This window comes from Pseudoalteromonas sp. Of11M-6 (genome assembly GCF_022347905.1).
Classification (GTDB): Bacteria; Pseudomonadota; Gammaproteobacteria; order Enterobacterales; family Alteromonadaceae; genus Pseudoalteromonas.
This window is the reverse complement of the sequence record NZ_JAKRFW010000025.1, coordinates 21,568-47,207: the sequence shown is the minus strand read 5'-3', so window position 1 is coordinate 47,207 and position 25,640 is coordinate 21,568. Positions and strand designations below refer to the sequence as shown.

General features: G+C 45.4%; 27 protein-coding genes. 11 read left to right on the top strand and 16 right to left on the bottom strand.

Annotation, left to right across the window (positions count from 1 at the left end; genetic code table 11):
• Window positions 1-20 precede the first annotated feature (20 nt).
• The 10 genes from hisC to MHN32_RS13405 all read right to left on the bottom strand — a co-directional run bounded on the left by hisC (window position 21) and on the right by MHN32_RS13405 (window position 13,088).
• A complete protein-coding gene (gene hisC / locus MHN32_RS13450; protein ID WP_239422009.1) occupies window positions 21-1,133 on the bottom strand; it encodes a histidinol-phosphate transaminase in 1,113 nt (370 codons plus the stop codon).
• Window positions 1,130-2,506: an MATE family efflux transporter gene (locus tag MHN32_RS13445; RefSeq protein ID WP_206471011.1), complete on the bottom strand. Its 1,377-nt coding sequence runs from the start codon at window positions 2,504-2,506 to the stop codon at window positions 1,130-1,132. The genes hisC and MHN32_RS13445 overlap by 4 nt, the downstream gene beginning before the upstream one ends.
• Window positions 2,500-3,483: an ornithine cyclodeaminase gene (locus MHN32_RS13440; protein ID WP_239422007.1), complete on the bottom strand. Its 984-nt coding sequence runs from the start codon at window positions 3,481-3,483 to the stop codon at window positions 2,500-2,502. The genes MHN32_RS13445 and MHN32_RS13440 overlap by 7 nt, the downstream gene beginning before the upstream one ends.
• 2 nt (window positions 3,484-3,485) lie before the next feature.
• Window positions 3,486-4,544 (bottom strand): cysteine synthase family protein, encoded by a 1,059-nt coding sequence (locus MHN32_RS13435; protein WP_239422005.1) that lies wholly within the window; start codon window positions 4,542-4,544, stop codon window positions 3,486-3,488.
• A 36-nt stretch (window positions 4,545-4,580) separates the two neighbouring features.
• Window positions 4,581-5,915: an alanine racemase gene (locus MHN32_RS13430; RefSeq protein WP_010605161.1), complete on the bottom strand. Its 1,335-nt coding sequence runs from the start codon at window positions 5,913-5,915 to the stop codon at window positions 4,581-4,583.
• Window positions 5,912-7,381 (bottom strand): DUF3526 domain-containing protein, encoded by a 1,470-nt coding sequence (locus MHN32_RS13425; RefSeq protein ID WP_239422003.1) that lies wholly within the window; start codon window positions 7,379-7,381, stop codon window positions 5,912-5,914. The genes MHN32_RS13430 and MHN32_RS13425 overlap by 4 nt, the downstream gene beginning before the upstream one ends.
• Window positions 7,378-8,778 (bottom strand): DUF3526 domain-containing protein, encoded by a 1,401-nt coding sequence (locus MHN32_RS13420; protein WP_239422001.1) that lies wholly within the window; start codon window positions 8,776-8,778, stop codon window positions 7,378-7,380. Before MHN32_RS13420 ends, MHN32_RS13425 begins: the two co-directional genes overlap by 4 nt.
• Window positions 8,778-9,497 carry an ABC transporter ATP-binding protein gene (locus MHN32_RS13415; protein WP_039497249.1) on the bottom strand — a complete coding sequence of 240 codons (720 nt, stop codon included), beginning with the start codon at window positions 9,495-9,497 and terminating at the stop codon, window positions 8,778-8,780. Before MHN32_RS13415 ends, MHN32_RS13420 begins: the two co-directional genes overlap by 1 nt.
• A gap of 9 nt (window positions 9,498-9,506) precedes the next feature.
• Complete coding sequence (locus tag MHN32_RS13410; RefSeq protein WP_239421999.1) at window positions 9,507-11,612, bottom strand: TonB-dependent siderophore receptor; 2,106 nt, start codon at window positions 11,610-11,612, stop codon at window positions 9,507-9,509.
• A gap of 402 nt (window positions 11,613-12,014) precedes the next feature.
• The gene (locus tag MHN32_RS13405; protein ID WP_239421997.1) at window positions 12,015-13,088 is read right to left on the bottom strand and encodes an SGNH/GDSL hydrolase family protein; all 1,074 of its coding nucleotides are present in this window, start codon (window positions 13,086-13,088) and stop codon (window positions 12,015-12,017) included.
• Between the two features lie 176 nt (window positions 13,089-13,264).
• Here MHN32_RS13405 and MHN32_RS13400 point away from each other — a divergent pair, with 176 nt between their 5' ends.
• Both MHN32_RS13400 and MHN32_RS13395 read left to right on the top strand, forming a co-directional pair.
• On the top strand, window positions 13,265-13,654 hold the full coding sequence (locus MHN32_RS13400) for an HIT family protein (protein ID WP_010605155.1): 390 nt from the start codon (window positions 13,265-13,267) through the stop codon (window positions 13,652-13,654).
• Window positions 13,655-13,942: a hypothetical protein gene (locus MHN32_RS13395; RefSeq protein ID WP_239421995.1), complete on the top strand. Its 288-nt coding sequence runs from the start codon at window positions 13,655-13,657 to the stop codon at window positions 13,940-13,942.
• A 28-nt stretch (window positions 13,943-13,970) separates the two neighbouring features.
• On the opposite strand, the gene MHN32_RS23860 is transcribed toward MHN32_RS13395, so the two are convergent.
• Window positions 13,971-14,165 (bottom strand): hypothetical protein, encoded by a 195-nt coding sequence (locus MHN32_RS23860; RefSeq protein ID WP_343224401.1) that lies wholly within the window; start codon window positions 14,163-14,165, stop codon window positions 13,971-13,973.
• A gap of 93 nt (window positions 14,166-14,258) precedes the next feature.
• Here MHN32_RS23860 and MHN32_RS13390 point away from each other — a divergent pair, with 93 nt between their 5' ends.
• The 5 genes from MHN32_RS13390 to MHN32_RS13370 all read left to right on the top strand — a co-directional run bounded on the left by MHN32_RS13390 (window position 14,259) and on the right by MHN32_RS13370 (window position 17,292).
• The gene (locus MHN32_RS13390) at window positions 14,259-14,675 is read left to right on the top strand and encodes a GNAT family N-acetyltransferase (protein WP_239421993.1); all 417 of its coding nucleotides are present in this window, start codon (window positions 14,259-14,261) and stop codon (window positions 14,673-14,675) included.
• 13 nt (window positions 14,676-14,688) lie between these two features.
• A complete protein-coding gene (locus MHN32_RS13385; protein WP_239421991.1) occupies window positions 14,689-15,096 on the top strand; it encodes a GFA family protein in 408 nt (135 codons plus the stop codon).
• Window positions 15,097-15,105: 9 nt separating this feature from the next.
• Window positions 15,106-15,486 (top strand): DUF4440 domain-containing protein, encoded by a 381-nt coding sequence (locus MHN32_RS13380; protein ID WP_239421989.1) that lies wholly within the window; start codon window positions 15,106-15,108, stop codon window positions 15,484-15,486.
• Between the two features lie 126 nt (window positions 15,487-15,612).
• Window positions 15,613-16,434 carry a hypothetical protein gene (locus MHN32_RS13375; protein WP_010605150.1) on the top strand — a complete coding sequence of 274 codons (822 nt, stop codon included), beginning with the start codon at window positions 15,613-15,615 and terminating at the stop codon, window positions 16,432-16,434.
• A gap of 15 nt (window positions 16,435-16,449) precedes the next feature.
• Window positions 16,450-17,292 carry a hypothetical protein gene (locus tag MHN32_RS13370; protein WP_102057051.1) on the top strand — a complete coding sequence of 281 codons (843 nt, stop codon included), beginning with the start codon at window positions 16,450-16,452 and terminating at the stop codon, window positions 17,290-17,292.
• A 17-nt stretch (window positions 17,293-17,309) separates the two neighbouring features.
• Here MHN32_RS13370 and MHN32_RS13365 read toward each other — a convergent pair whose 3' ends face one another.
• Entirely contained in the window at window positions 17,310-18,692 is a 1,383-nt protein-coding gene (locus MHN32_RS13365; RefSeq protein ID WP_239421988.1) for a pyridoxal-dependent decarboxylase, read from the bottom strand.
• A 95-nt stretch (window positions 18,693-18,787) separates the two neighbouring features.
• Between MHN32_RS13365 and MHN32_RS13360 the strand changes: the two genes are divergently transcribed.
• The 4 genes from MHN32_RS13360 to MHN32_RS13345 all read left to right on the top strand — a co-directional run bounded on the left by MHN32_RS13360 (window position 18,788) and on the right by MHN32_RS13345 (window position 22,389).
• Window positions 18,788-20,182 (top strand): PLP-dependent aminotransferase family protein, encoded by a 1,395-nt coding sequence (locus MHN32_RS13360; protein WP_239421987.1) that lies wholly within the window; start codon window positions 18,788-18,790, stop codon window positions 20,180-20,182.
• Window positions 20,183-20,222: 40 nt separating this feature from the next.
• The gene (locus MHN32_RS13355; protein ID WP_239421986.1) at window positions 20,223-20,804 is read left to right on the top strand and encodes a nucleoside deaminase; all 582 of its coding nucleotides are present in this window, start codon (window positions 20,223-20,225) and stop codon (window positions 20,802-20,804) included.
• Between the two features lie 156 nt (window positions 20,805-20,960).
• The gene (locus tag MHN32_RS13350) at window positions 20,961-21,710 is read left to right on the top strand and encodes a transporter substrate-binding domain-containing protein (protein ID WP_010605145.1); all 750 of its coding nucleotides are present in this window, start codon (window positions 20,961-20,963) and stop codon (window positions 21,708-21,710) included.
• Between the two features lie 85 nt (window positions 21,711-21,795).
• Window positions 21,796-22,389 (top strand): DUF998 domain-containing protein, encoded by a 594-nt coding sequence (locus tag MHN32_RS13345; RefSeq protein ID WP_239421984.1) that lies wholly within the window; start codon window positions 21,796-21,798, stop codon window positions 22,387-22,389.
• Here the strand turns inward: MHN32_RS13345 and MHN32_RS13340 are convergent.
• The 4 genes from MHN32_RS13340 to MHN32_RS13325 are packed head-to-tail and all read right to left on the bottom strand — an operon-like array spanning window position 22,379 to window position 25,617.
• The gene (locus MHN32_RS13340; protein ID WP_239421983.1) at window positions 22,379-23,026 is read right to left on the bottom strand and encodes a tRNA (adenine(22)-N(1))-methyltransferase TrmK; all 648 of its coding nucleotides are present in this window, start codon (window positions 23,024-23,026) and stop codon (window positions 22,379-22,381) included. The genes MHN32_RS13345 and MHN32_RS13340 overlap by 11 nt on opposite strands.
• A 15-nt stretch (window positions 23,027-23,041) precedes the next feature.
• Window positions 23,042-24,073, bottom strand: a complete 1,032-nt coding sequence (locus MHN32_RS13335) for a DUF2955 domain-containing protein (RefSeq protein ID WP_010605142.1) — start codon at window positions 24,071-24,073, stop codon at window positions 23,042-23,044.
• A gap of 1 nt (window position 24,074) precedes the next feature.
• On the bottom strand, window positions 24,075-25,139 hold the full coding sequence (locus MHN32_RS13330; RefSeq protein WP_010605141.1) for an HlyD family secretion protein: 1,065 nt from the start codon (window positions 25,137-25,139) through the stop codon (window positions 24,075-24,077).
• Window positions 25,132-25,617 carry a MarR family transcriptional regulator gene (locus MHN32_RS13325; RefSeq protein ID WP_039497284.1) on the bottom strand — a complete coding sequence of 162 codons (486 nt, stop codon included), beginning with the start codon at window positions 25,615-25,617 and terminating at the stop codon, window positions 25,132-25,134. Before MHN32_RS13325 ends, MHN32_RS13330 begins: the two co-directional genes overlap by 8 nt.
• Window positions 25,618-25,640 lie beyond the last annotated feature (23 nt).

Here is a 25,640-nt window from a genome sequence, read left to right as displayed (position 1 = left end):
GCCCTCACAGAGGGCGATACTTACAACTGTTTAAAGGCTTCAAGCACCCTAAGGTTTTGCTCCGGCAGTCCGATGCTTACTCTTACAAAATGATCAAAACCTGATTCTAGCCATGGTTTTATCATTATTCCTTGTTGCAGCAGCAAAGATGCGACATGCGCAGACGGCTGCTTGACATCAATAAATAAAAAGTTGGCTAGACTTGGCGCGACAAAATAACCCAGCTCGGTGAGGGCGGCGCTGAGTTTTTCCCTTTCGCGATTCGTTTGCGTGACCGTGTCTGCCAAATAGGAGGGATCTTGCAATACCGCAATCGCAGCAAGTTGTGCTAGTCGATTTACATTGTACGGTGTACGTACGCGGTGCAGATAATCCGCCAATTGGGCATTTGCCATTACGCCGTAGCCCACTCTAAGCCCTGCAAGACCATAGGCTTTGGAAAAAGTCCGTAATACCGCGTAGGGACGAGGCTGTGTTTGAAGTAGTGTTAAGCTATCGACAAACTGTTTATGGCCTTGGGCATATTCGCAGTACGCTTCATCAATGACGATAACCGTATTGAGCGGACAGGCATCAATGAGGCGCTGCAAATTATTGGTATCAAACGTACAACCTATGGGGTTGGATGGGTTAGCAAGCATAAGCATTTTTAAATCTGGGTGGCATGCGATAGCATCGAGCCAATCATCAATTCGATAGGACAAATCGCTTTGCATCGGCACTTCTAGGACCTTTGCCCCCATCATATTGGCGTAAATCCCATGAAGCGCAAAGGTAGGCTTGGCCACTAACACCTTATCGCCTTGACTGAGGAAAGCTTTACAGAGCATTGAGAGTACATCCTCAGAGCCATTGCCGAGTACAATTTGTTCTCTGGCAACGTTAAGTTTAGTTGCCAGCTGCTCATTTAGCTCAGTGCATTGGCTGTCTGGATAGCAGCTAGCGGTATGCAGTTGTGCTTTAAAAGCATTAAGCGCAGCAGGACTTGGCCCTAAAGGGTTTTCATTCACTGAGAGGTTTATCATATTGGGGTGGAGATTACGCGCTGCTGCTTGCTCAATGGTTTGTCCCGCACCATAGGGCGGTAGTGCAATGACTTCCTTGCGGGCTGGGTTTGGCATTGTCGTTGTCATGCGTTTTGCTCCTTGAGTGATGTGGGCTCAAGTAAACGATTAGCCCTATGATTAAAAAGCCAAATCTCAGATAGCGCTGTGACCGCAAGTCCTAACATTAAGGCGTACCAAACGCCCAAAATACCCAAAGAGAAAAATTCTTGAAATAACCACGCACCGGGAAGACCAATGCACCAATAACCAATTAAAGACAGCATTAGGGTGCTTTTAACATCGCCAAGTCCACGCAGGATACCGAGCCCGATATTTTGCCACGCGTCAAAAAACTGCAAAAAGGCGGCAATAACGAGTAGCTCTATAGCGATAACAACGACGTCGGAGTTTTGTAATTCTTCTGCACTTAAAAATGGCAGCAGTACAAACTCGGGTGTGAATAAATAGATTAAGGCGAAAACAGACATGACCACGGCACCGCAAATAATCCCCAAATTGCCGATGCGTTTTGCATGATGAAAGTCCCCCGCAGCATTGGCTTCGCTGATGTAAATAGAACAAGCAGATGAAATGCCAGCAGATACCATAAATACGATGTACACCATTTGGCTTACCACGTTGTGGGCGGCTAAGGCATTTACGCCGAGTGTTGCCACAAACAACGCAAGCACGGTGAAAAAACCAGCTTCAAGCCCGTAAGTTGCGCCAATTGGCACGCCCATTTTCCATGTTTTACTAAGTGCTTCACGGTCGGTTTGCCAAAACTTTATAGTGAGGTAGGGGCTGAGTACGTCATCGCGCTTGGCAAATAGTACAAACAGTAAAAACGATAAATACAGCACGATACACGTGGCGGCTGCAACCCCCACAAAGCCGAGTTGTGGTAGGCCAAACTGACCAAAAATTAGACCGTAATTGAGCACGATAGTGAGTACAACAGATACACCCGTTATTAACATCAATGGCCCTGGTCTTTTCAATCCAACACTAAAATGCCGCACGCTTTGAAACCAAAAACAGGGTAATAAGCCCAAAGCGACAACGGTTAAATATTGGGTCGTCAAATTGGCAATTGCCTCGGATGTACCGATAAACCTTAAAAATGGCTCTATGGCAAACATCGCGGCGGCAAACAGTAGACCTAAAAATGTTCCGATAAGCATGCTGGCGTTAAAAAGAGGAGTGATCTGATCTAGTTTAGCCTTGCCGATTGCATCAGATACCAAATTACCCGTTGCCGTGACTACGCCCGTTCCCATGGTTCTAAATTGATTAAAAATACCAATGGCGAGGCCGCCAGCAGCCAGCTCTAACGGGCTCAACATACCGAGCATGATAAGATCTATCGTTGCAATTGCCACGTAGAGCAGATTGGTCAGAATAAGCGGCCCTGCGAGCTGACTTACTTTAAAAATATCGGCGCGCGCTGAAGCTACCATAACGTTACTTCCTCCACGTTTTCTTGTGTGATGGCAAAGTCTGCAACCGCTCGTCCTAGTGCCACGTCAGTAATGATCATGCCGCTGTTATAGACAAAGATAATTTCATCAGGGTGGGTTCGTGCCGGCTTTTCACCATTTAGTATTTCCGTCAATGTCGCATCAACGGCGGGTAGCTTATCATTCTCGTCTAATAAATCGTCTCCGGTGACCTTCATTTGTTCTGCATCCGTTGTGAGCAATCTATCAGCTCGGTGTAGCACTGGCTTTTCGATCCCATAGCCAACTAAAATCACCACAGCGCCCGGTTTTAACCATTCATATTTAATGTTCTCTTTGGCGGATAACCCAGTAACGGCAAGGATCACATCGGCTTGTCTTACTGAAGCTTCTAAGTCTTGTGATACCGCAACTTGTCGCTGTGGGTGATGCTCCTTTAGTTTTTGCTGAACCGCTTCCAAACCTGCTTGATAGCTGCCGTGGACGGTTAAGTGTGTGAGTTGTGGTAATGCCGTGACGAGCATTGGTAAAGCGATTTGCCCTTGAACACCTGTTCCTACAACCAACGCATTTTTGGCATCTGAATGAACGGCATACTTTGCAAACAAGGCGGAGGTGGCTGATGTGCGCATAGGGCCTAGTTCTTTTACATCCATTAGGGCCACAGGGTGGCCTGTGGCATCATCGCAAAGGAAAATAAAGGAATAGAATTGATATTGGTTACGACTTCTGTCTGGGTCGTATTCATAGACCACCTTAAACCCTACGGTATTACTTGCGGCATCTCGGCCAGCCATACTATAGGCAATGGATCGACCATCTTGTGGCGTCATAATCACTTTGAGTGGGTTGGCAGAGTCAGGGTGGTGCAGTGAACGAAAGGCATTTTCCACCACCTCAATGACTTTACTATAGGGAAAATCAAGTTGCGCCAGTCGGGCTTCATTTAGTATCGGCAGAACAGTTTGTTGGGTCATGGTTAGGCTCTCGCGGCAGGTTTATATTGCGTTAATAGGTCATCGAGCTCTTGCTCGATGTTAATGTCGATAAGGTCGTGTTTTGCCATCCAATCATCATTGAATACGGTATCGAGATATTTCTCGCCACCGTCACAAACGAGCACTACAAATAAGCTATCGGCGGGGGCGGTTTTTAACGCCTGTACTGCTTCGTATATAACTCCTCCAGCCGAGCCACCGACCATTAGGGCGTAGTGCTTGGCAAGATATCTGGCGGTATTAAACGCTTGTTTGTCAGATACCTTCACGCCTTTGTCGATAAGTTCATACTCAATAACGGGACCTATCTCAGCGCCTTCCGGCGTCCCCGTTCCTGACTGATGATAATTCAGTCCTGGTCCACCAAAAATCACAGACCCTACAGGTTCAACTCCAATCGTTGTAAGTTGATGACAACCTAAGTCGCGCAAAGCCCTTGTTGTGCCGCATAGCGAGCCACCTGTGCCAACCGCACCGACAAGGTGAGTAATGTGTTCACCAAGTTCATGAAAGACCTCTTGCGCAAGTCCTGTATAACCGCGGCTATTGGCAAAATTATTGTGTTGGGCGGTCCAAAATGCGCCTTGCTCTTGTGCCAGCTTCGCGGCCATTGCATCGCGAATATCAGTAGATAGGCTGTCGTCTCCAGCTTCGCTAACGCAGATCACTTCCGCGCCAAAGGCTTTCATATTACTAATTTTCTCTTTTGCCGCATGGTTATCCACAAGTGCGGTAAAGCGATAGCCACGCTCAGCTGCAAGCAGCGCAAGGCCAACGCCGGTATTGCCAGAGGTTGACTCAACGACCCAGCCCCCCGGCTTCAGTTGGCCACTGGCTTCTGCTTCATCTAACATAGACTTCGCCATTCGGATCTTAGTGCTACCGGTGGGGTTAAACTGCTCAAGTTTAAGATACAGTTTGCTACCGTTTGGTAGACTTAAAAACTGCATTAGCGGGGTATTACCAATACTTTGCGAAACCCTTAAATAGGGGGTTAGGGATAATGTCGAGGCGAGTGAATGCTGCACATTTATGTTCATAAATAGGCTCCTTTACGTTGTGTTGTTGGGGTTTTTCTAGCTAAGTAGTTGCCAAGAAAGTCTGTTGTGCTCCCACGTTACGGCGATTTTTCGTGGCAATGGCATAGAGTGAAATTCAGATTCATTTGAATCCATTTGATATCCTGCAGTGTTGAGGTAAACCATTAGGTCATCGCGCTGCGGTAGTTGCGACAAGGGAATAAACCGCCAGCTTATCATGTCGTTATCTAGGCAGGTTGCGCCGCCAAAAGCAACGCGATACGTTCCTTGTTTGCGGTTTGAATGTGCCGTGAGTAACAGCGGACTCGGCAAGTATTCGCTTTCAAACCACTGTTCTGACAGTGATAAGCTTGAGCCCGAAAGTGTGGCGATATGGCAGTCTGATGTGCCTAGGTGCGGCTTTGTCCCTTGCACTTTAAACAAGCTAATGCCAGCCTCGTCGAGCAGTGCGCGCCCAGGTTCAAGCATCAATGTAAGGTTCCTTTGGCGTAATGCCGCTAATGCGGTTTGTCCATGCGCGTTCTTCACTGCCAAAATAGCGTGTAAGGTGTCCGCAGGGCTTTGTTTGTTATGGTAGGGATAAAATCCTGCAAAGGTTTTATCTGCAAAAAAGCATTCAAAGTCCAAGGCTTGTTGCCACTGCTCATTCTGTAAGTAGGAGACGGGCAGGCCACCGCCAATATTCACTTTTGATGGCGACAGCCCCATTTGCTTGGCCTCGTCTATTGCACCGACTAAGGTATGGATACTCTCGCCACGTGCTTGTGGGCAGTACCCGCTTAAGTGGCAGCTAAATCCTTCTAAGCTTACCCATTCCTTGTATTCTCGGCACTGTGCTAATAGCGGCGTAAGCTGGCACAGTGAACTACCAAAGCGTGAGGCTTTAGTTGGTTGTGTTTGTAAACGCAGTAGCACTCGCGCTGGGCGCTTTCGCTGGCGGGCCAGTGTAATGATGGAGCTTAACTCAGCACTTGAATCTATGGCGACAAGTGCTTGATGCACAAGTGCTAAGCTAAGTAGTGCATCTGATTTATGCGGACCAGATACACCAATTTTTACACCTTGAATACCACCGCTTAGGGCAAGTTCAAACTCTTGCACACTAGCCACGTCTATTCCTATATCGTGATTGGACGCGACTTGAGTAAAACATTGGGCTTTGTTGGCTTTTTTGGCAAAATAAATCTCATGTTCAAGCCCGAGCTTTATTAAGTTAGCTTGCAGGGTTTCGATATTTTCCGCAAAACGCTGAGGAAACACTAAATGTAGCGGCGCTCCCAATGCTGCCGCCCATTCAAATAACTTGGCTTGGTGCTCCGATAGCAGGCTCTGCGTTTGCGGATGCAATTTTGCAGTGAAGGCATCACTCATACGACTAACACCTCTTTGTTGTTTGCACTGTCTATCTTGTTGACACGGCGTTTTGCTATAAGGAGCAGGCCGACGGCTAGTAGCAGCAACCAGATTAATGGCGTGTAGTTGTTCACTGGTGTGGCAAAGTCACTGCTAAATTGAGGAATATCAGCTAAGTCCGTGAGCGTTGGCTTTGCGCTACAACCCTCACAAGGAGCAAAGTCTCCTCTTTGGTTGGCTTTGGCAATTTCGTTGGCAAAGAAACCTTGTAGTGCTTGATGATGAGCTTCAACTTCCGCCATGAAGGCGTGATGACGTGCTAATCCATTGCCCGCTAAATCAACCAGCAGTGTTTGTGTGATGAGTGCGGGGGAGAGATACTGTAGCTTTTGTGCATTATGTTGCTGTGCTTGTTGCGCAGTTAAAAAGCGTAAATCTTCGGCCGCCATTGCGCGTTCAACAGAATTAATGGTGGCGATTTTTTTGGTTGCGTAATCGCTGGAACCACTGCCATTCTTCGCAAGTTCTGGATGATCTTGAAAATACTGAGCTAAGGTCTTTTCACTCGCTTTTTGGGCATCGTCGCTAGCGGCACGGAGGCTATCTATATAGTGAATTCGTGAAGGGGTTGGGTCAAGCAAAGCGATGCTGGTATTGACCAAAGCTGGAACCACAATCACTAAGGCAAGCCAACAGGTGACTAAGGTAGCTGCGTTGTTTGCTGCACTTTTGGCTCTGCTATTTACCCAAGCGGTTAAGGCAATCCAAAACCCAGAATAACATAGTGCGATAAGGTTATAGCTCAGCAGTTCAACCACCCCTAGCTGCTCTCGTATTGTTATTAAAAGCAGGCTACTAATACTTAAAAATGGCAGCACAATTAACGCGCTTCGCAGCAATAATTGATAGGTCAGAAGGCGGGTCGCACTGCCTCCTTGAAGCATCAGTAGTCTTAGCTGCCCATCTTGGCGTTCACTTGCCAAGGCATTAAAGCAAATGCCAATAATGAGCAATGGCAGTAAATAGACAATCACAAAACTTAAATCGAACTGGCCTAACAACAGAGATAGCGGATGAACATAGTCATATTGATGAACGATGTGCTGTTTTTCTTTGATTAGCATCTTAAAATAGTAAGGTAATACGTCGGCTTGCCCTGTTGCGATTGGCGACGTTGCAAGCGGGGTTTTGGTGGCGTAATTTTGCATTAAGTAAAAAGCCTGTCCGCGCAGGTCGTATGGGTCTTCCCACCATTTATAGTCTGCTGTGCTGGCGAGTCTTTCTGGTAATCCAGCTTTGGCATCTTGGATGGCCTGTTGCTGCATTTGCTGCGCGGCAAGCACCACATCATGCTGTTTTTTAGCAAAGTAATGGGCGTTAAAAAATGCCACTAGTGCAAGCATGGTAGTGGTCACAAACAGCGCGAGTACGAGCTTTTCTCGCCAGAGGTTTTTAAACTCAGTAGCTAACATTAAGCGTTTCATCTTTGCTCCTCCAAGCGCAGTTTTTTAATCGCGAAGAAACTCAATAACACTAGCACAATCAACCAAAAGCTCAGGCTAAACAGGCTTATAACGTAGTGAGGCGAGTAACGAATGAAATTGGGGTATTGGAATGCGAACTTTGGGATCTGCTGCCATAATTCCTCGCCCGCGGTGTAATGTCCGTCCGCCTTGTGACCGTGATCTCTTTGATTAAAGTTAAGCACCTCTTGCATCAGGCGGCGGTGCTGCTCTGCCGCATTCTCAAATGCTTGCTGGTGGGTAAAGTCGCTGGCGGCGGTGGCCATCGACAGCGTTTGTATCGCGATAAATGGCGTTAACATTCCTGCAAGTTGATAGCTTTGTGATTGCGCTTCTAGTTGAGCTAAACGCGCTGAAAATAAGCGGTCAAAGATTTTATCTGCGTATTGTTCACCAAATTGGAGTTGCGCTCCGGCATAGTCAAAGGGCAAGTCTTCCACATTGCTAACATCATATTGAGTCAATGTTTGTTGTTTGAACTTTGCGATTGCTTCAACTCGTGCCTCGGTATAAACCTCACTTTCAAGCTTTGCTTGAAACGCTTGACCTGAACCTTGCGGATGAATGGTGGTTGCGATATTCATCGCCAGTTTTGGTAGTAAAAGTGTTGTAAGGGCCCAAATGGTTAATAGCGCTATCAATGCGCGCCTTGCCGTTGGAAGTAAACTTGAAAGTGTGGTGGTGAGTAACGACCAAAGCAATAAGTAAACCAAATAAAATAGTAAAAATAGCCAACTTCTGAGTGTATGAGGCTCCGTGCTTGTTACTTGGCTATAAAGTAAAAAAAGCGCAACAGGCAACAAAAATAAGCAAGAAATAGCAAAAAGTAGTGCACATTTGGCGATAAACAGCTTTGCAGGGCTTGCGCCCGATGCGAGCAGTTGCTTTAAGGTGCCTTGCTCACGCTCTCGGGCAAGTAGTGGGTAGCCAATTAATATAATCAATAGCGGTAGTAACACTTGCAGCACAAAGGCGGGCGATAAGCTGCCAAAACGTGACATCGGCAAGTTATCTTGCGCACTTCGAAACATGCTATCGTTACGAATATGGGCCTCAAGTCTCAACACATTCCCTTGATATGCTTGTAATCCTGCGTCGAGTGCGGCCAGTGGGGTAGTGGGTTTGACCACGTAAATACCGTAGTGGGCGGCGGAGTGAGGGCCTTTTTCACCTTGATTTAACCAGCGTAATTGCTCTGATTGAGACACCTCAATAACGGCTTGCTGATAGCTTTGGTGGCTTTTAAAACCGGTCAAGCAGGCAAGCAAGAGCAGCAATACTGCAATGCCTCCAAGCCAAAGCGCTTGTCCCTGCCGCTTGGTATCGAGCCATTCCTTTTTTAATGTCGTTTGAAACATCAGACACCCACCTTGATATGCTTGAGGTAAACGGATTCAAGTTGGACTTCTTGCAGTTGTTCATAGACTAAGGTATCGACTAATTGCCCTTGATTGATAATTGCCACGCGATGGGCATCTTCTTGAGCACGGTATAAGTCGTGGGTCGCCATTAAAATCGCGACGCCTTGCTTTGCTAATGACTGAATGAGCTGGCTAAATTCATGGCTGGCTGAAGGATCAAGACCTGATGTAGGCTCATCTAAGATCAATGCCTTGGCTTGTTTTGCGAGGGCAATGGCTATGCCCACCTTTTGTCGCATCCCTTTTGAATAGGTTGCAACGGGTTTGTCTACAGCGTGACTTGGCAGTTTTACTTCACTGAGCAGTGTGCGAAAGGCCTCGTCGGTCTTTTCTATGCTGGCCATTTTGCTGAAATACGCGAGATTCTCAAGTCCGCTAAGTCGCGGATAGAGCGCGACTTGTTCAGGAATATAAGCCAGTTGCTGCCTTGCCGTTACTACGTCATGTTGTGGATTAATTCCAGCGATGGTGATTTCCCCGGCATCCGGTTGTAAAAAGCCCAGTAAGCAATTAATCGTGGTGGTTTTACCTGCACCATTTGGGCCTAGCAGCGCTAGAATTTCACCTTGATGTACGCTCAAGTTTAATCCCTGTAACGCTTGGTATTCACCAAAGCGCTTTTGCAGGTTATTGATTTGAATAACAGGTGTAGTCATGAATTATCCTTAAAAGCTCACGCTTAATGAGGCGATAAAGGTGCGGCCACGACCGGGAGCGACTCCCCAGTCTATGCCTTTGGCACCGCCAGATAGCCAATATTCTTTGTCGAACAGGTTTTCGGCCTTGAGTCGTAGCGTGGTGTTAATGTCAGTAAAGTGGTATTTAGCGCCCAAGTCGAAGCGCGTGTAGGCTGGTAGCTTTAGCGTGTTATTGACGTTTTGTTCGCGCTCACCAACATGGAAAATACCCGCATTGATGCTTAACGCCTCCCAAAATGGCAGCTGATAGTCGACATAGAGATTTGCTTGAAATTCAGGCACATTGGCTGGGGTGTTGCCATTAAGCGCGGGCTCGCCGTCGAGCTTATCTAAGCTGGGGTCCATCAAGGTGATGGATGCTACGGTTGCAAGACCGTGAGCCAATGAACCACTAGCATTGAGCTCAATACCTTTATGTGACTGGACACCGTCTTGCACGAAATAGTTAGTAATGTGATTGTGGTACTCCAACATTTTTTCTATTTCGAAGACGGCTATCGAGTAGTTCATGGTGTCCGTTTGGTATTTTATGCCAGCTTCAATTTGTTCGCTTTCTTGTGGGCCGAGTGATTCGCCCTCGTTTATTGCACCGCTGCCGATGACTGCAACACCACCTTCTCCCGCGCCTTCTGAGTAACTGGCGTAAAACGCGAGTTGATCGCTTGGGTTGTAGTTAAGACCTATGATGGGAGTATTAAAAGTTCGGTCGTCTAGCGTGGTTTTAGTTTGGCCAGGTAGAGTTTGCTCCTTTTTGTATTGAATATGACGCAGCCCTAAGGTGGCATAGAATACATCGTTAAAGTGCAAGGTATCCGTGATGAACAACGCGCTTTCAGAGGCTTCAGTTTTAGTTGGTTCTGGATAATCAGGGAACTGCGGTTTACTGCTATGAATTGGATTGAAAATATTGCCAACGGGGTTGGTTAACTCAAACCAGCGGCCATCCTTCGACTCATAATCACGAATACTAACGCCAACGACTAGCTCATGTTCAACTGCAGCGGTGGTAAGTTGACCGCTGATAAAACTATGTGCCGAGAGCGTGTCATACGTTTCATCTGGGGTAATGTGGATAGCAGCAGACAGCACATTGCCTTGTGTATCAACCGAGTAGATATCAGGAAAAACGGTAAACCTATCATTACCAGAAAGCGCAGCTTGGTTTACCCATTGCCACGTGTCGTTCAACCAAAAATCAGCACGTGCGGCAAGGTTATATGACTCGGTTTCATACTTTGCCCAAGGTTGTCCGAGCAATACATCACTGGTGTCGACATAGGGCGGCAATATTTTACGGTCAGGATCATTGGGGTCGCTGGCAAGTCCTATCAAAGGCTGTGATACGGTGCTTTTGTCTTGGTAATCGCCATCTAATCGGATAAATAGGCGATCTGAGACTTGCCAATCCAGTGCTGCACTAAAGAAATAGCGCTCTAAGTCATCACCACCGGTAAAGTCACCGTTTTTCTCTGCTGCGGCATTAATACGATAGCCGAGCGTTTGCTCGTCGGAAATTGGTCCACCGAGATCGATGTGTAAATACTTTCCTCCACGGCTACGTACTTCTGTTGTGACATCCAAAAAGGCGTCCATGGTTGGGCGCTTAGTCACATAGTTGATGGTACCGCCGGGGTTGTTAAAGCCTGATACGAGACTTGACGGGCCTTTAACGATATCAATGCGCTGAATATTCTCTAGCGGTACATCTTGGTAGGGGGCAAGCGCTAAACCGTCGCGTCTTAGACCGTTAGTCCAATCTAGTTGAAAGCCACGCAGACTCACAAAGTCGAAAACCGTACCAATTGAGGTGTTTTGAACAGAAGCATCGTTGGCAAGCACTTCGCCTAGCGTTTTTACTCTTTGATTGCTGATCAGTTCTTCAGAAAATGATTGAATGGAAATAGGAAGAAGCTGTGGATCTTTCATCCCCAACGCCGAAGCGTTCACGTCTCTCGTGCTGTAAAGAGGCGCGCGAGTGCCATGCACATCAATTGTTTCAATGGATTGTTCGGCAACACTAAGTGAAGAATATAAGCTACTAAGCACGCTAACTGTCAGGAGTGACCTTGTCATTTTGTTATTCCAACTGCAAAAACGAATGTGAAAAGAACCATCATTTATTTGATACAAATGATTATTTTTAAAAATGTTATAACGTAACGATTTTAATCATGTTTTTGCGTGCTTGAAAAGAGGGGAGTTATTGCCAAAAGGTTACCCTTGGTGATTTTTGTTGTAAAAAGTGAAATTAATGTAGTTCGTTCAAAGTACCGGCTTTACGTGTTGAAAAAGTATAAATCTCAACAAGTATTATTTTTACAAATAAAAATCGTTCTCATTAGTTTGTTTTTAAAGCGGGTGAGTTGATTTTTTGTTGTGAATTTTTGTATAAAAAACAATGTGAAAGTTTGTAAATGGTTTGCGTGTTATTCAGTACATCGAGCTTAATCTCACTGAATAACGCTGAACATATGCTCAGAGAAGTGCTTGCTGCTTGATAAAGGTAACGAGTTTCTCAGCAATGTCTTGATGCTCTGAAGCGGTTGGATGCCACACACAGCCTTCTAATGGTGAGTCGAATGTATGACTGTATAGTTTACTGATATCTTGCTGATTAAGCTTTGCAATTGCATCGTGAGTTGCTGGAATAATAAAGTTATATGGATATGACGGACGAGGCATATAAATAATGGGGACTGCAGGATATCTTGCACGCAGCTGTTTGGTGAAAACGACCATCGTTTTTACCCACTGCGTTTTGACTTCATCAATAGTTTGCCAAGGCTCTGCAGGGGTTGGATCGGTACTAAAGTCATTGGTGCCTACTTCAATGACGATAAGTTGTGGAAACTTGTCTTCAAAGTCAGTGTTGTCGGTAAATACTGCTGACATTTTGTCGTAGTAACTACGCAACGTATGATGTGGTTGATTGCCGCCCCAATTTCGAATTAAGCCTAAACCTGAGTATGAAACTTGGGTAAAACTGGCTCCCAGCTGTTGCGCGCTTATATACGGAAATGCTTTACGCGCGTTACTTAAATCAAGAATTTCACTCCATTCACACTGTCTTTGAGTGGACTCACTGCCAAAGCCTGCGCTAATTGAATCGCCAATAAATAAGATATGGGGCTGTGGCTGCTGGATTGAGTCTAATTTTCCGTCCACATCAACACTTAGGATCTGGGTATTGTGGTCATAGTGCTCCCAGCGTTTAACGAGTTCAATTGTGACGGTTTCTGTCTTTGTACTTTCAAATAGCGTGAAGGTCTCCGCAACACCATTGGCGTTGGTCTTTAGCTTTTTTGTAAATTTGCCATCAATCAATACATCGAATTGATCGCCATAGCCCATCAACTCGATATGAAAGGCACGACCAGTGAGCTTGGTATGCAGCTGGCTACCCGGCCAATTAAAACTCACACTGCCATCGGCATAGTTTTTACTGACGCGTCCTTCATAATGAATCGCATGATGGGTCGCTGCGTGATTTGCGGCACTGGCTACACTTCCAAAAGCTAATAAAGCCACCGTAACTAACGTTTTTAACATGTTGTATTCCTTGTAGGGTTATTCATTGAATAATGTAACTGGTTTAAATAGGTTGTGAGTTAATTTGGGCTTGAAAATTATTCACTTAACAAAGGAGAAAATAGAATATATCACTGGCAGGAAGAGAGTCGCTCAGGTACATTACTCTATGTAATCAGGTTAAGGAGAAGTAGCTGATGACGATTGTAGAACAGATAGTTGCTAGAGATATTGAAGCGGTTATTGTATATGAATCAGAGCAGGTGATTGCGTTTGCCGATCACGACCCCATAAACTTTGGCCATATCTTAATTTGCCCCAAATCCCCTTATGAAACGCTTCTTCAGGTCCCTGAATCCATACTGGCTGAAATCCACCGCGTTGCGCGTGACCTTTATGTGCGAATTGAGCGTAAATTTTCCCCAGATGGGATTACGCTGGTGCAAAACAACGGGCATTTTAACGAATTGAGCCACTATCACCTGCATATTTTCCCCCGCTATAAGCGAGATAGTTTTGCGTTTGGACGCGATGGGCTCAATATTAAACCTCAAGAGGTTTTGCGTACCTCACTTGAGGGGTTATAGATGCTCGGGGAAGTATTAATTAAGGTTGTTGTGACGCTATTGCTTTGTATGTCACTTGTCTGGACTTTGTTGCCTTGGGCGTTTGGGTTATTAAATTTCCAAAACAAACATGGCTACCCACTCTACAACATTGGCCGAGTGTGCTGGTGGGTAATGGTTGCTATGCATCCCGTATTTGCTATTGGCATTTGGTTTTTCGATGCCAGTTTAAGTAAGTTAATATTTAGCCTAGTGGCAATGCATTGCTTTTTTGGGATAACGTTTGCCAGAAATGTAAGCACGCAATAAATCAAAAGGTCATAAGTGAAGATTATCATCAATGCGATTCAGGGCGAGGATGCGGATGCCATCGAAAGGTTAGGGCCTGTTGACCTTTGCTGTTTGATTTTTGTTCTTCTGAGTGTGTTTTGGTCGCGACGCTCGACTTGCAGCCTAGTAATCTAGGCAAAAGTTGAGCAACAATGAACAAAGCGCACCCAGATGAACCCAAAGGGCAGCGCTTGATTGGCATTTCTACTGTGTTATCGCCAGACTTACATAGAATGACTATGCTACGCTGGCTCTGCCTTGTATAAATACCAATCAAGCTGCTGCAAAAACAAACTTGAAAGATCAACAGGCCCTAATGCGTGAAGTCTCAGAGGCTGACGTCTTACCGAATTTTTCGCAGCTTGGCAAAGACACTTATCTAAACGAAATAATACCTGAAGTAACTCAAGTCATGTGCAACGCCAACTTTGTCGGTGCCAAGGCGTTGATAAACGGTGAGCTGATCGGGTTTGCTTTATTAAGAGACGGTAACTACCTCACCCATTTATTTGTTGCTAAGTCAGCTCAAGGTAAAGGGGTTGGCCGGCAGTTATTAGATACTGTGTTAGCGAGTACATCCGCAGCTCAAATCTCGCTATGTTCATCGCTTAATGCAGCATCGTTTTATCTTGCGCTAGGTTTTCAGGCTACAGGGCAAGAAGCACAGAAAAACGGTATTAGATTTGTTCCAATGAGGTTAGATCGAACTTAAGCAAGGATATTTTATGACATTTCCAATTAACGGCTCGTGCCAATGTGGTGAAGTAAGCTACACGTTAAAAGCAGCACCTAGAATGGTGGTCGCCTGTCACTGTAAGGCTTGCCAAAAACTGTCAAGCAGCGCATTTAGCATTACTGCCATTGTTGATAAAGACGATATTGAATTTTCGGGTCTGATGAAAGAATGGCGGCGCCCAGCTGACAGCGGTAACGTTAGCGGAGCTAAGTTTTGCCCAACTTGCGGCAATCGCATTTACCACTTTAATCCAGCAGAGCCAAATTCAATTAAACTCAAACCAAGTAATTTGGACGATACTCGCCTTATTCAACCGACAGTTCATGCATGGGTTAGTGAAAAGCAAGACTGGTATACCATCCCAGAGGGCGTCATCGTATTTGATAAACAGCCTTAGCCTGCTCTGATGTGTTCAACGTCAATTATTGAACAGATCATCGCGAAGGAGTGTGCGCTTCACCGCAAAGAAAATAGGCATAATATGGCGCTGTGTCGCGAACTCCTTCACCCTAAATTTATTGAGGTTGGACGCTCTGGAAGCCAATATAACTTAGGCCAGAACCTATGCTTAATGAATGAAGAAGAATGGCCAGACGGGGAGGTAGTAGCAGAGCAGTTTCACTGTGCTTATATGAATAGTGACGCTTTGCTTCTTACTTATCGCTCCGCATGGCGGAACACTGATGGCACGCTTTCAGAGCATGCCTATCGATCATCTTTATGGGTCGAGCAAAATGATAAGTGGCAGTTGTTACATCATCAGGGTACGCCCACCAGTTTATTTTAGTGCTGTTTTTACGACATAGGTTGGGTTGTAAAAAATCACAAAAGTAAATTTTAAGTAATTGAAAATGCGACTACACTAAATCGACATAAGAAGAATATCTGCTAGACCAAGATCTAAGGAACGAGTATGTCAACACCTCAACCCGGCACTGTTGTGAGTAATGCACAAACCAGAGCCGCTAATTTAACGACGACAAACAGCAATGAAGTGCCAGCGACTAAACAATTTGTAGTGAATGCCACCGGCAACTTATTTATCGCAAGTACGCTAAACAGTACCGCAGGTGGAAGTGTATTGCCGCAAGAAGCTGAAAATGCGTTTGGTGAAGTGAGTGTATTTTTTGCTGCTTTAACCAAGGCGATGGCAGAGTCAGGCACGAGTTTATATGACTATGACGCGCTCAATAAATTAGTCTCAAGTTCAGGTCTTTTTGTCAAAGTGACAGAGAGTAATATTCAGTTTGAGAGTAAACAGACAGGGGTCACACTATCGAGCCAGTTGATTCAAACTTTACTAGGGCTCAGTGGTAATTTAGCCTCCATAGGTAAATCATTGATGGATATGATCGCTGGTATGGGGCAAGCCTCGGTAAGTATTAGTGCGAGTTCCGACAGTCAAGACAAAAAGGTCGGCACCATCATTTTTGTTTGCGAATATTTACTCGGTGCTATTTCTATTGCGCCAATTGTTATCTCAGCGGATGCCAATGATGTCAAATCGGTGTGGCAAGCAGGCCCTTGTTTAAAAGGGGGCCATACGGAGATACAACTTACACTTTGTAAGTCTGTTTATTTATTCGTTCCTCCTGCTTTTGTTAAGCAAGCGGCATCGCTCAATGAGGCGATGTCAGATCCAGAGTTTAATAACCTGATTGAATCAATGCGAAGTGTCATAGCCGCACCGCCGCAAACCACAGCAGCCAGTAAAACGACTAAAAAGGACAGTTAATGTTGGGAGTAAACAATGTTCTCAACTTGGTTTAGCAAGCAAGATAAACCGTCAAAACTGCAATCAAAGCCAATATATACCCCAATTACTAAACATTATGTGTTTAATGAAACGGGTAATATCATGTTGTGTGCAACGGCGGATAGCATTCAGAGCTTTGACACTGACTTAAAAAGTGCATTCGTTGATATTAGTGTGTTTTTTGCTGCGATGACAAAAGCGGTGACGTCGACAACAAATCCGGTGACGGGTAAGCCGTTTTCAATATTTAACTACCAAGCTGTGAAAAATATTTTGGTAGAGTCTGGGCTTTTCATTGAAACCAATGTGGAAGAAGGCACTTTTAGTCACGATGGCGTAGGTAATACGCTTGGCAAAGCGCTGTTTCAGCATGTCTTAAATCGAGAGTTTTCTGAAAAGCAGCTGCCTTTTGCCAAGTCCATGTTTAATGGTATGCAATATCAAAGGGCGAAGATGGCAGAGCAATCTGAGATGACGGAAGCGCAGCAGCAGTTGTGCCGCAGTGGTAGCATCTTTTTTATTGGTGAGCTGTTGATGGGTGTGCCACAAACGTCGGCAATTTTGCTCAGTATTGAACCACAAAGCGTTGCCCAGTCGACCGGCGATACCGAGAGTGACTGGCAAGATTTATTTTCGTTGGCTGGGTTAGATGAAGACAAGCATCAGCCCAAGCACATCGTGCGTCATTGGAAATTTAAAAAACGTACTTATCTATTTGTACCACCGCAGTTTATTTCTCATGCGGTGGCTGGACTTGGTGAGCAAAGCAATATCGATTTTGAGGAATACAGTCGCAAATTGGCGCAAAGTATTACTCCTAATCACAGCGTTAGCTAACTGCAAATATTATAATCTTAAAGCGCCTTAGCTAATTCGGTTAATGCGCGTTTTGCTATGTCTAAATCAACTTGCTCTGTTTGCCAATTACTGAGCGCAGCACGGATCACCTTCTGTCCTTGCCAACTCCCTGGGCTGACAAATATACGGCCGTCCGCATTAATGGCATGAAGCAGGGCGGTTGTTGCTGCCTCGTCTTTGCCACTTGGCTTGAAAAGCACTACGTTCAGCTCTCCGTAGTAGACTAAATCATAGTGTGGAGAATCAGTAAACCAGTCTGCAAGTTGTTTAGTTTGCGCAATATTTTTGCTTACCCATTGACGGATCCCGTCTTTACCATACGCAAGTAATGACATCCAAACGGGCAGCGCTCTAAATCGACGAGAGTTTTCTACACCCATCGAAAAAAAGTCGGGTTCGGCTTTTGATGTGACTAAGTAAGGAGCTGGAACATCACAGCTTTCAACCAAATAGTGCAAATGACGAGTGAGAAAAATACCGCAGTCGTATGGTACATTGAGCCACTTGTGTGCATCCAAGGTGATACTATCGGCTAACTCTAGCCCCTTAGTGCGACCTTCTGAGCCAGAGACCAGACGCTCGAAAATGCCAAATGCAGCATCAACATGCAGCCAAGCTTGGTGTTTATCGCATAAATGGCGGATCTGAATTAAATCATCAAAATTAGTGCCAGTAACCGTGGCGGCACTGGCGATGACAACTTTTCCTTTGGCGTTACTTGTTGTAAGCGCTGACTCAAGCGCTGCAATATCCGTAGCCTCATTGCCTACTTGCGTTGCGACTCTCGTGATTTGGTTGCGGCCAAGGCCTGCAAGACCAAGCGCCTTAATCATACTCGCGTGGGGCGTCGCGCAAAAAACCTCAACTTCCAAACCGAAGGCTCCATCTTCTGCCACATTGATCCCTTGTTGATGTCCTGCAAACTGGCGAGCTACGACCGCACCTAAGTAATTTGCCGCTGTCGCCCCTGTAGTAAAAAGACCATTAAAGCTTGCTGGTAGGTCGAATAATTCGGTTAGCCAGCGAATGGCCTGCCGCTCTATACTGGTCGCAATGGAGCCATCGCCTTTTGAGACATTTTGGTCATAGGTTGACACTAGCCAATCGGCAAAGGTGGCAACAGGCGTTGCGCCGCCGGTGACAAATCCCCAATACCTAGGTCCAATACTGGTGCTTAAGTTTGGCACTACTTGTTTACTAAAAATCTCTATTAGTGATTCAAATGCAATTCCAGACTCTGTGAGTATTAGGTCGGGCGGAGCAGTATCTCGACCAGCGACTGGACGGCTATTGTTAGACTGTATAAACGCCTCGGTAAGTTTAGAAAACTCAGTGAGCAATTGGGGTAATGCTTGCCATTGGTTGTGTGTCATCGTCATGTGTCAATCCCATTTGTGAACGAATACTGGAATTACAGTGTAACTTCGGTAAAAATGCAGTACAGATACAGAATTCTTGGTTGTTAGGGATACAGATGGCGAGAAAGTTTATTACATTAAGTGAGCAGGTGATAGCAGAGGTAAACGCCGGTGAGCGTCAAGTCGGTGAAAAAATGACTTCGCTTCGGATCTTTGCCAAGCAGCATGGCGTGAGCATGAGTACTGCCATTAGAACCTATGAGGAATTACAGGATAATGGCTTTTTAGCTTCTCAAGAGAAATCTGGTTTTTATATTTGTAAACCTGAGGCCAAAAATAGCGACATTGACTTTGCTACATTTAAGAGTGAAGTGAAATCTCCCAAAAGTGCGTTAAGACCCTCTGTCGTAGGGCTCAATACGATGTTATCGACGGTGCAAGTAGCACCCGAGTTGATGCCCATAAATCGCCTGACTAAGTTTATAAAGCAAGCGTTCGACTCTCCTCAGTATCACCACTTTCATTATCCCAATGCGATGGGACTGACGTCGCTTAGAGAGAATCTAACCAAGCACTTTAAACAAAAGGGGTTGGCGCTGAATCCTGATAATCTCGTGGTGACTGGCGGCTGTATTCAAGCCGTGATGGCGGGACTGCAGGCTGTTACAAAAGCGGGGGATTGTGTGGTAGTGCCGTCACCATGTTATCAAGGTTTATTGCAACTGCTTGCAACGCTACAGCTCAAGGTGATTGAGATCCCAACGACGCCCGAAGGACTCGACCTAGAAGCCTTGGAACAGGTAGTGACAACGCAAAGGGTATCTGCGTGTTTGCTTACAGCAAACCACCAAAACCCAACGGGGCACAGTCTATCTGTGCAACAAAAAGCGTGGCTTGCGGATTTTGCTGCGCGGTATCAAATGGCGATTATCGAAGATGACGTCTTTGGGGAGTTGAGCCATAATCACACAATGCCTTTACCGATAAAGGCGTGGGATAAAGCCGGATATGTAATTTGGTGTAGCTCAGTGTCTAAGACGTTAGCGCCGGGCTTGCAAGTTGGATGGTGTGAAGCTGGGCGTTATCAAAGCCAAGTGGCCGCGCTCATGCAGGCGTTTCACGGCATGCCAAATCAATGTTTACAAATGGCGGTATCACGCTTTATTGAGACAGGACATTACCAGCGCCATTTACGGACGCTTAATCGCACCTTAGCGGCACACTGCTTCGCTTACCAAAGCTATTTGAAATCGCGTTTACCAAAGGGCTGTAAAATATCTTCCCCTCAGGGCGGAATGGCATTATGGCTGAAACTGCCTAATATTGACTGTGATGCACTCGCTTTACGTCTAGCTGAACTTGGGGTTGAGATTCGCCAAGGCAGCTTATTTACAAGTCGTGAGTTGTATCAAGATCATCTGCGGATCAATTGTGGTTGGCCGCTTGATGTGGCAAAACCTTGGTTAGATAAGCTATGTGATTGGGTACTTCATAATTGCGCCAAATTATAGTGTTAAGCTCGGTTCATATAATACAACAAGGAATAAAAAAATGACTGTATTACTCAACGCAGAAATCCAAGTAAATAGCGAAGCGCTCAATGCCATTGCACATATGCCAACCAAGAGTCTTGGCGTATTACTCGATAGCGACTTTACGCGTAAGCTTTGCGATCAAGACTTTATGCGCATTGCTGTTTTGCTGGCAAAAAAGGGTTATGAAGAGGGAGGTTGCCCAATTGGTGCGGTTATTGTTGATAACGAGACCAATCAAATTGTAGGTAAAGGACATAATACGTTAGTGCAAGAGAGCCACCCATATAACCATGGTGAAACCTCGGCAATTCGAGATGCGGGACGGATTGATTTTAGTAAAACCACTTTGTATACCAGCCTAAGTCCTTGTGACGTATGCGCAACATTACTCTACATGCGTGGTTTTCAGCGAGTCGTGGTAGGGGATATCACTAATGCTTCAGGCAATGAGCCGTTACTTGAAAGTAAGGGCGTACAAGTCGATATTTTAGAAGATGAGCAAGGTATCGTATTGTATCAACAATTTCGTGCTGAAAAGCCAGAACAAGATTTAGAAGATTGGCAAGGTCTGGCAGCGGTAAACGCAGGTCATAAGTAGATAACTGTACCCATGGCGAGGTAAAACCATTACTACATGATGTACTGGATTATCAAATGAAATACTTTCTGAAGCAATCTAGCCATTGCTGCGGATTGAATTGCAATGCAAATACGGGCACACTGACCGAATGATTGTTTAATTTATTGAGATAAAATGATTAGGAAGATTTTATTCCTTGTAGCGCTACTTGCATCAACCAAAATAATTGCTTCGCCGCAAGAAACAGTGCATTTTGTTGCGGAAGACTTGCCTCCCTATCATTTTATTAATGGCCAAGGAGAAGTGGATGGTGGCCTAGTTGAGCTTGCTCAAGCGGTAGCAGATAAAGCAAATGTTACTGCCAAAATTGAAATAATGCCGATGGCACGTGTGTTACACGAATTAGAAACTAAACCTAATGTGGTGCTGTTATCTTGGCTAAAAACACCAACTCGAGAAGTCTATTTCCGCTTTTTGGGGACTATGTGCCATACGTCCGCATCACTTATTGGCCTGAAACAATCTCAAACGCCAATAAACGATCTTGACGCTGCAAAGCGCTATCGTACCGGAACCATACGCGGTTATTATAGTGAAACCTTTCTCAAACAAGCTGGCTTTTCTGAAGGTTATGAGTTGGTATTAGTGTCAAACTACCAAAGTCTTTGGAATTTATTGTTTAAGGGCCGGATTGATTTTGTACTAACCAACACACTAACACTCGAGAAAGAACTAAACGCCCTTAAGCTGGACCCAAAAGCAATTGAGCATAAGTTACTTCTTGAGCATTTCCCAAGTGAGTTGGCTCTGGCGGTGAATGCAGAGTTTCCCAATGAGCTTGCGAACCGCCTGCAGCACGCACTAGCGGAATTAAGTCAAAGTGGTCAACAACAAGCTATTTTGGAGCGCTGGAAAATACACTAAATTGAATGCAGCTGCTCGGTTTCGTATGTTCCTAAATTAGTATAAAGTGTGTAGACATAAATTTAGCGCATTAAGGATAGGCGTGATGTTGCAAGAGTTGGTGAGTTATTTTGGCATACTAGCAAGTATATGGATGCTGGTAGGGGTGTATGGCGTTGCCAAGCGTTATCCAAATTATAGTCACAAAAATCAATTTTGTAGTGAGTTAGGTGCCAGTGGTAGTCCAACAGAACGATTGTCTCCCGCAGTTAATAATTACCCCTTAGCCTTGCTATTTTGTTGTTTTGGTTTTTATATCATCTTGGTACCCGAAGGGAACTGGGCGTTAGGTGTTATTGGCGGTTTGATTGTTTGTCATGGTCTAGCAACCGCTGTTGCAGGTTTCTTTCCTATGGATCCCGATCCATACACAACCTCGCCAAGTCGAGCGTGTAATATTCATTCTTTCGCGGGTATGGTAATGCTATTAAGCTTACTCATCGCCCCTTTATTGGTCTGGTTTGTAAGCCCGTTAAACTCGCTATTTGCTTGGTTTTCTACCGTTTGTGTACTTGTTTGTGTCGGTTTTAGCTATCAGCTTGCCAACGCTTACAAACAAAAACGTAATAGTGGGCTCTATCAGCGATTAAGTTATGGCACTCAGTTAGTTTGGCTGAGTGCGCTGTGTTTTATAGTGTAAGGTGTTGATAAGCCGATAAAATGGCTTGCGCTTCGGGTTTGCCTTTGGCAACTCGTGCATAATGATCCAACGTTTTCTCTAAATAGCGTTTGGAAAGCGTTCCTTGTTGCCAAATCGCTTCGCCCAACGGGGTTATGGCAGCGCCAGTCTTACCTGAAGTAAGATAGAGCACTTCGTAAATACGTCGATTTTCTTCAACCAGTGATTCATGGGTCAGCTTAAGTGGCAAAGATTGCAAGGTTTGCCTCAGGGTATAATGATGATGAACTGGGCAAAGCAAGAAATCGACCTCGTCACGCAAATTGCAGCAAAGACTTGTCATCAGTTCTGCGGTTAAGTCGCCGCCAACACCTGCGATGATCACTAATTGCCTGCCTGAGTATTGTGCAAGAGGGATCTTCGCAACGTCTTGGGTGTAAAGGCTATAGCGCGTTTCGGCTTCTGGAAAGAAGCGTGTGAGATCCAGTTTCACTTTCGCGATAAGCGCTGGGACTACATCAACAAAGTGTATGTGCGCTTGGCTCGAATCTAAAAACTGTGCGCCAAGCTGGCCATGATCGCAGCAGCAGTCCCAAATATGTTGATAGTCTTCAGTAACAACATCATGCAAAGTCTGTAAGCGTTTTCCAAGCTTCAAGTGGATTCCTTTTATTCAGGCGTAGGTATGGTGGCGCGTTGCACTAAAGTGGTTAAGTAGGCGATGAATAAGGTAGATTGCACAGAGACTTACCGTAATTGCAACGCTCACTGAACTGAAGCGATACAGTGCGCTGTAGATCAAATCTTGATTTGGTGCGAGAGACTGACCAAACAAGATCCCAAAAGTGGTAATAATACCAAAGCCAATCCCAGGAGCACCACCACTTAACAAGTGATAGCGACTAAAAATGAAGACTAAGATCCATAAAATCAAAATTGGAAAAAGCAAAATTTGGCTATAGGTTTGCAGTAGGATTTGCGCTGCTAATGCCAAGTTACAACCTATCAGCGTGCCAACTGCACGTTGCCAGCCCGCTGTGCCCGCCGCTTTCCAGCTCAGTGGAAAGAGGATTAATATTGATGCCGCTTGGGCGGAAACAGAATCTTGTAAATCTAGGATTTGGAATACCATAAATGAGAGTGTGGCTACGGTGGCGCACAGTAAGACTTCATGGCGAATACTTGCAGCATCTTTTGCTGGCCGTGGCGGTAATTGACGCACAGTAACGTCCGGAAATAACCAATGCATTACATATGCGGTTGCGATACTAATGATAATAGCCAGAGAGTTACTGGCTATGAGTGAATATAAGCCACCACTGGTTGAAGCATAACTGGCAAAATGAAGTTGGATTGATAGTCCCACCACACTCATTGCACCAAATAAGAAATTAACGCCTTTGCTCATTTGCAAAAACAAAAAGGCAAATAAGGCAAAGGTGAGTAAGGACATTAACGCAGGGTGGAAGCCAAATAGCCCTTGTAGCACCAATACCGAAAAGGCACAGACCAACCCACTTAAGATAAACTGGCGCACTATGTGTGCGTTTAACATTGGTACTAACCCAAGTAGCAGCATGGGATATACGGTAAAAAAGATACCGTACGGCCAGTTGAGCAGTTTGCTTAGTGCAAAGCCTAGCGTACTCCCAGTTGCAATACGCAGCATCTGTCTTAGGTCATTGGCGTTCAGTGCAACTTTCATATCAATAAACGTAGTGAAGTAGACTGACGAATTTGATTTGCGCTTGTGCAAGGGTTGCAAGCAAAGTGCTTTCAGGCAGGACTTGAACTGTCGCTCTGGCACCACTTGCTAGTAAAGGTAATGGCTCATCAAATGCTAAATGAACGCGTTGACGCTGCGCATCTCGCACCCAGCGGTTGGAGGTCTCAACGGCTGCCAATTGGCCGTCGGCATTGAGTTGTCCATCACTGACGCCGGCAGAAAATTCATGGATCACGGCGGGATAGACTTTGCCCGGTAACGCATCAAAGCTCACTAGCGCTTGTTCGCCAAGTTTGACGTGGTAAAGCGACTTTTCTCTGAAATCCGCAGCTAAGTCAACATTGTCCGAAACCAAACTGGTTAAACTCACACCCGTGCGAGCATAGGTTCCCGTGGTGATCTGTAAGTTACTAATGATGCCATCATGGGGCGCGCGGACTTCGGTGTAACTGAGTTGCAATTTAGCCTGCTCTACGGCATTTCGTGCTTGCATTAGTGCAATATTCTGTTCGTCGGTTGCACCACGCTTTACTTCAAGCGCATGTAGATTAGCTCTGAGTGCACTGAGCTGTGACTTAGCCGTCGCAAAATTTGCTTGAATTTGATCTGATTCCTGCGTTGAAATTGCGTGTTGTGACAGCAAAGATTGGCTGCGTTTATAAAGTCGCTGTTGCTCATCATACTTGGCTACAGCAGCCTCTATTTGTGCTTGCTGCGCAACCATCTGTGCGTCTAATTGTTTGTTCTGTTGATTAACTTCTGCCAAAGCGAGCTCAGCCTTAGCTAATGCTAAACGATACGGCGCTTCATCGATAGTAAGTAGTAGTTGCCCTTGCTGAACTCTTTGGTTATTGCTGACATTCACGGCAAGCACTTCACCACTGACTTTGGGCGTCACTTTGGTTACTTGATGATACACACGTGCCTGAGGCGTCATTGGTATATAGAGATCAGCAAAGATAAAATAGCTAAAGCAGAGGGCAAAAAGGGCGATTGAAACCTTTACGTAGCGGGAAAATTGCTGATCTGGACTAAGTTTACTCACTGGTACTCCCATTTTCAGAAATATTGTCACAACATTGCTGAGCATTGTTCTCAAGTTTGACCAACGCATGTGCGATAGCATTGAGCTCGTCATCGCTAAGCCCATGATATAAAAGTGCCTTCACTTCACTGATCCGCATCTTTAGCTGCGCTAACTGGGCTTGCCCGTGTTCGGTGAAGTAGATTTTACGACAGCGTTTGTCTTGCTTATCAATGCGGCGCTCTATCACGTTATTTTCTTCTAACTGTTTCATCGTGCGAGTCAGGCTCGGCATTTCGATATCTAAACTGCACGCCAATTGGTGTTGTGTGCAACCTTCACCCAAATGATGAATATGCATCATGGCGGTCCAGCGTGGCTGGGTAAAACCGAGTGGCTCCACAGCTTGGGTTACGGCTTGACGGCAAATTCTATGGACTCGGCCTAACTTGCCACAGAGACTAAGATCGAGCGTTTCATGAAATGGAAGTGACGACATAACTTAAGATATATTTACTTAGC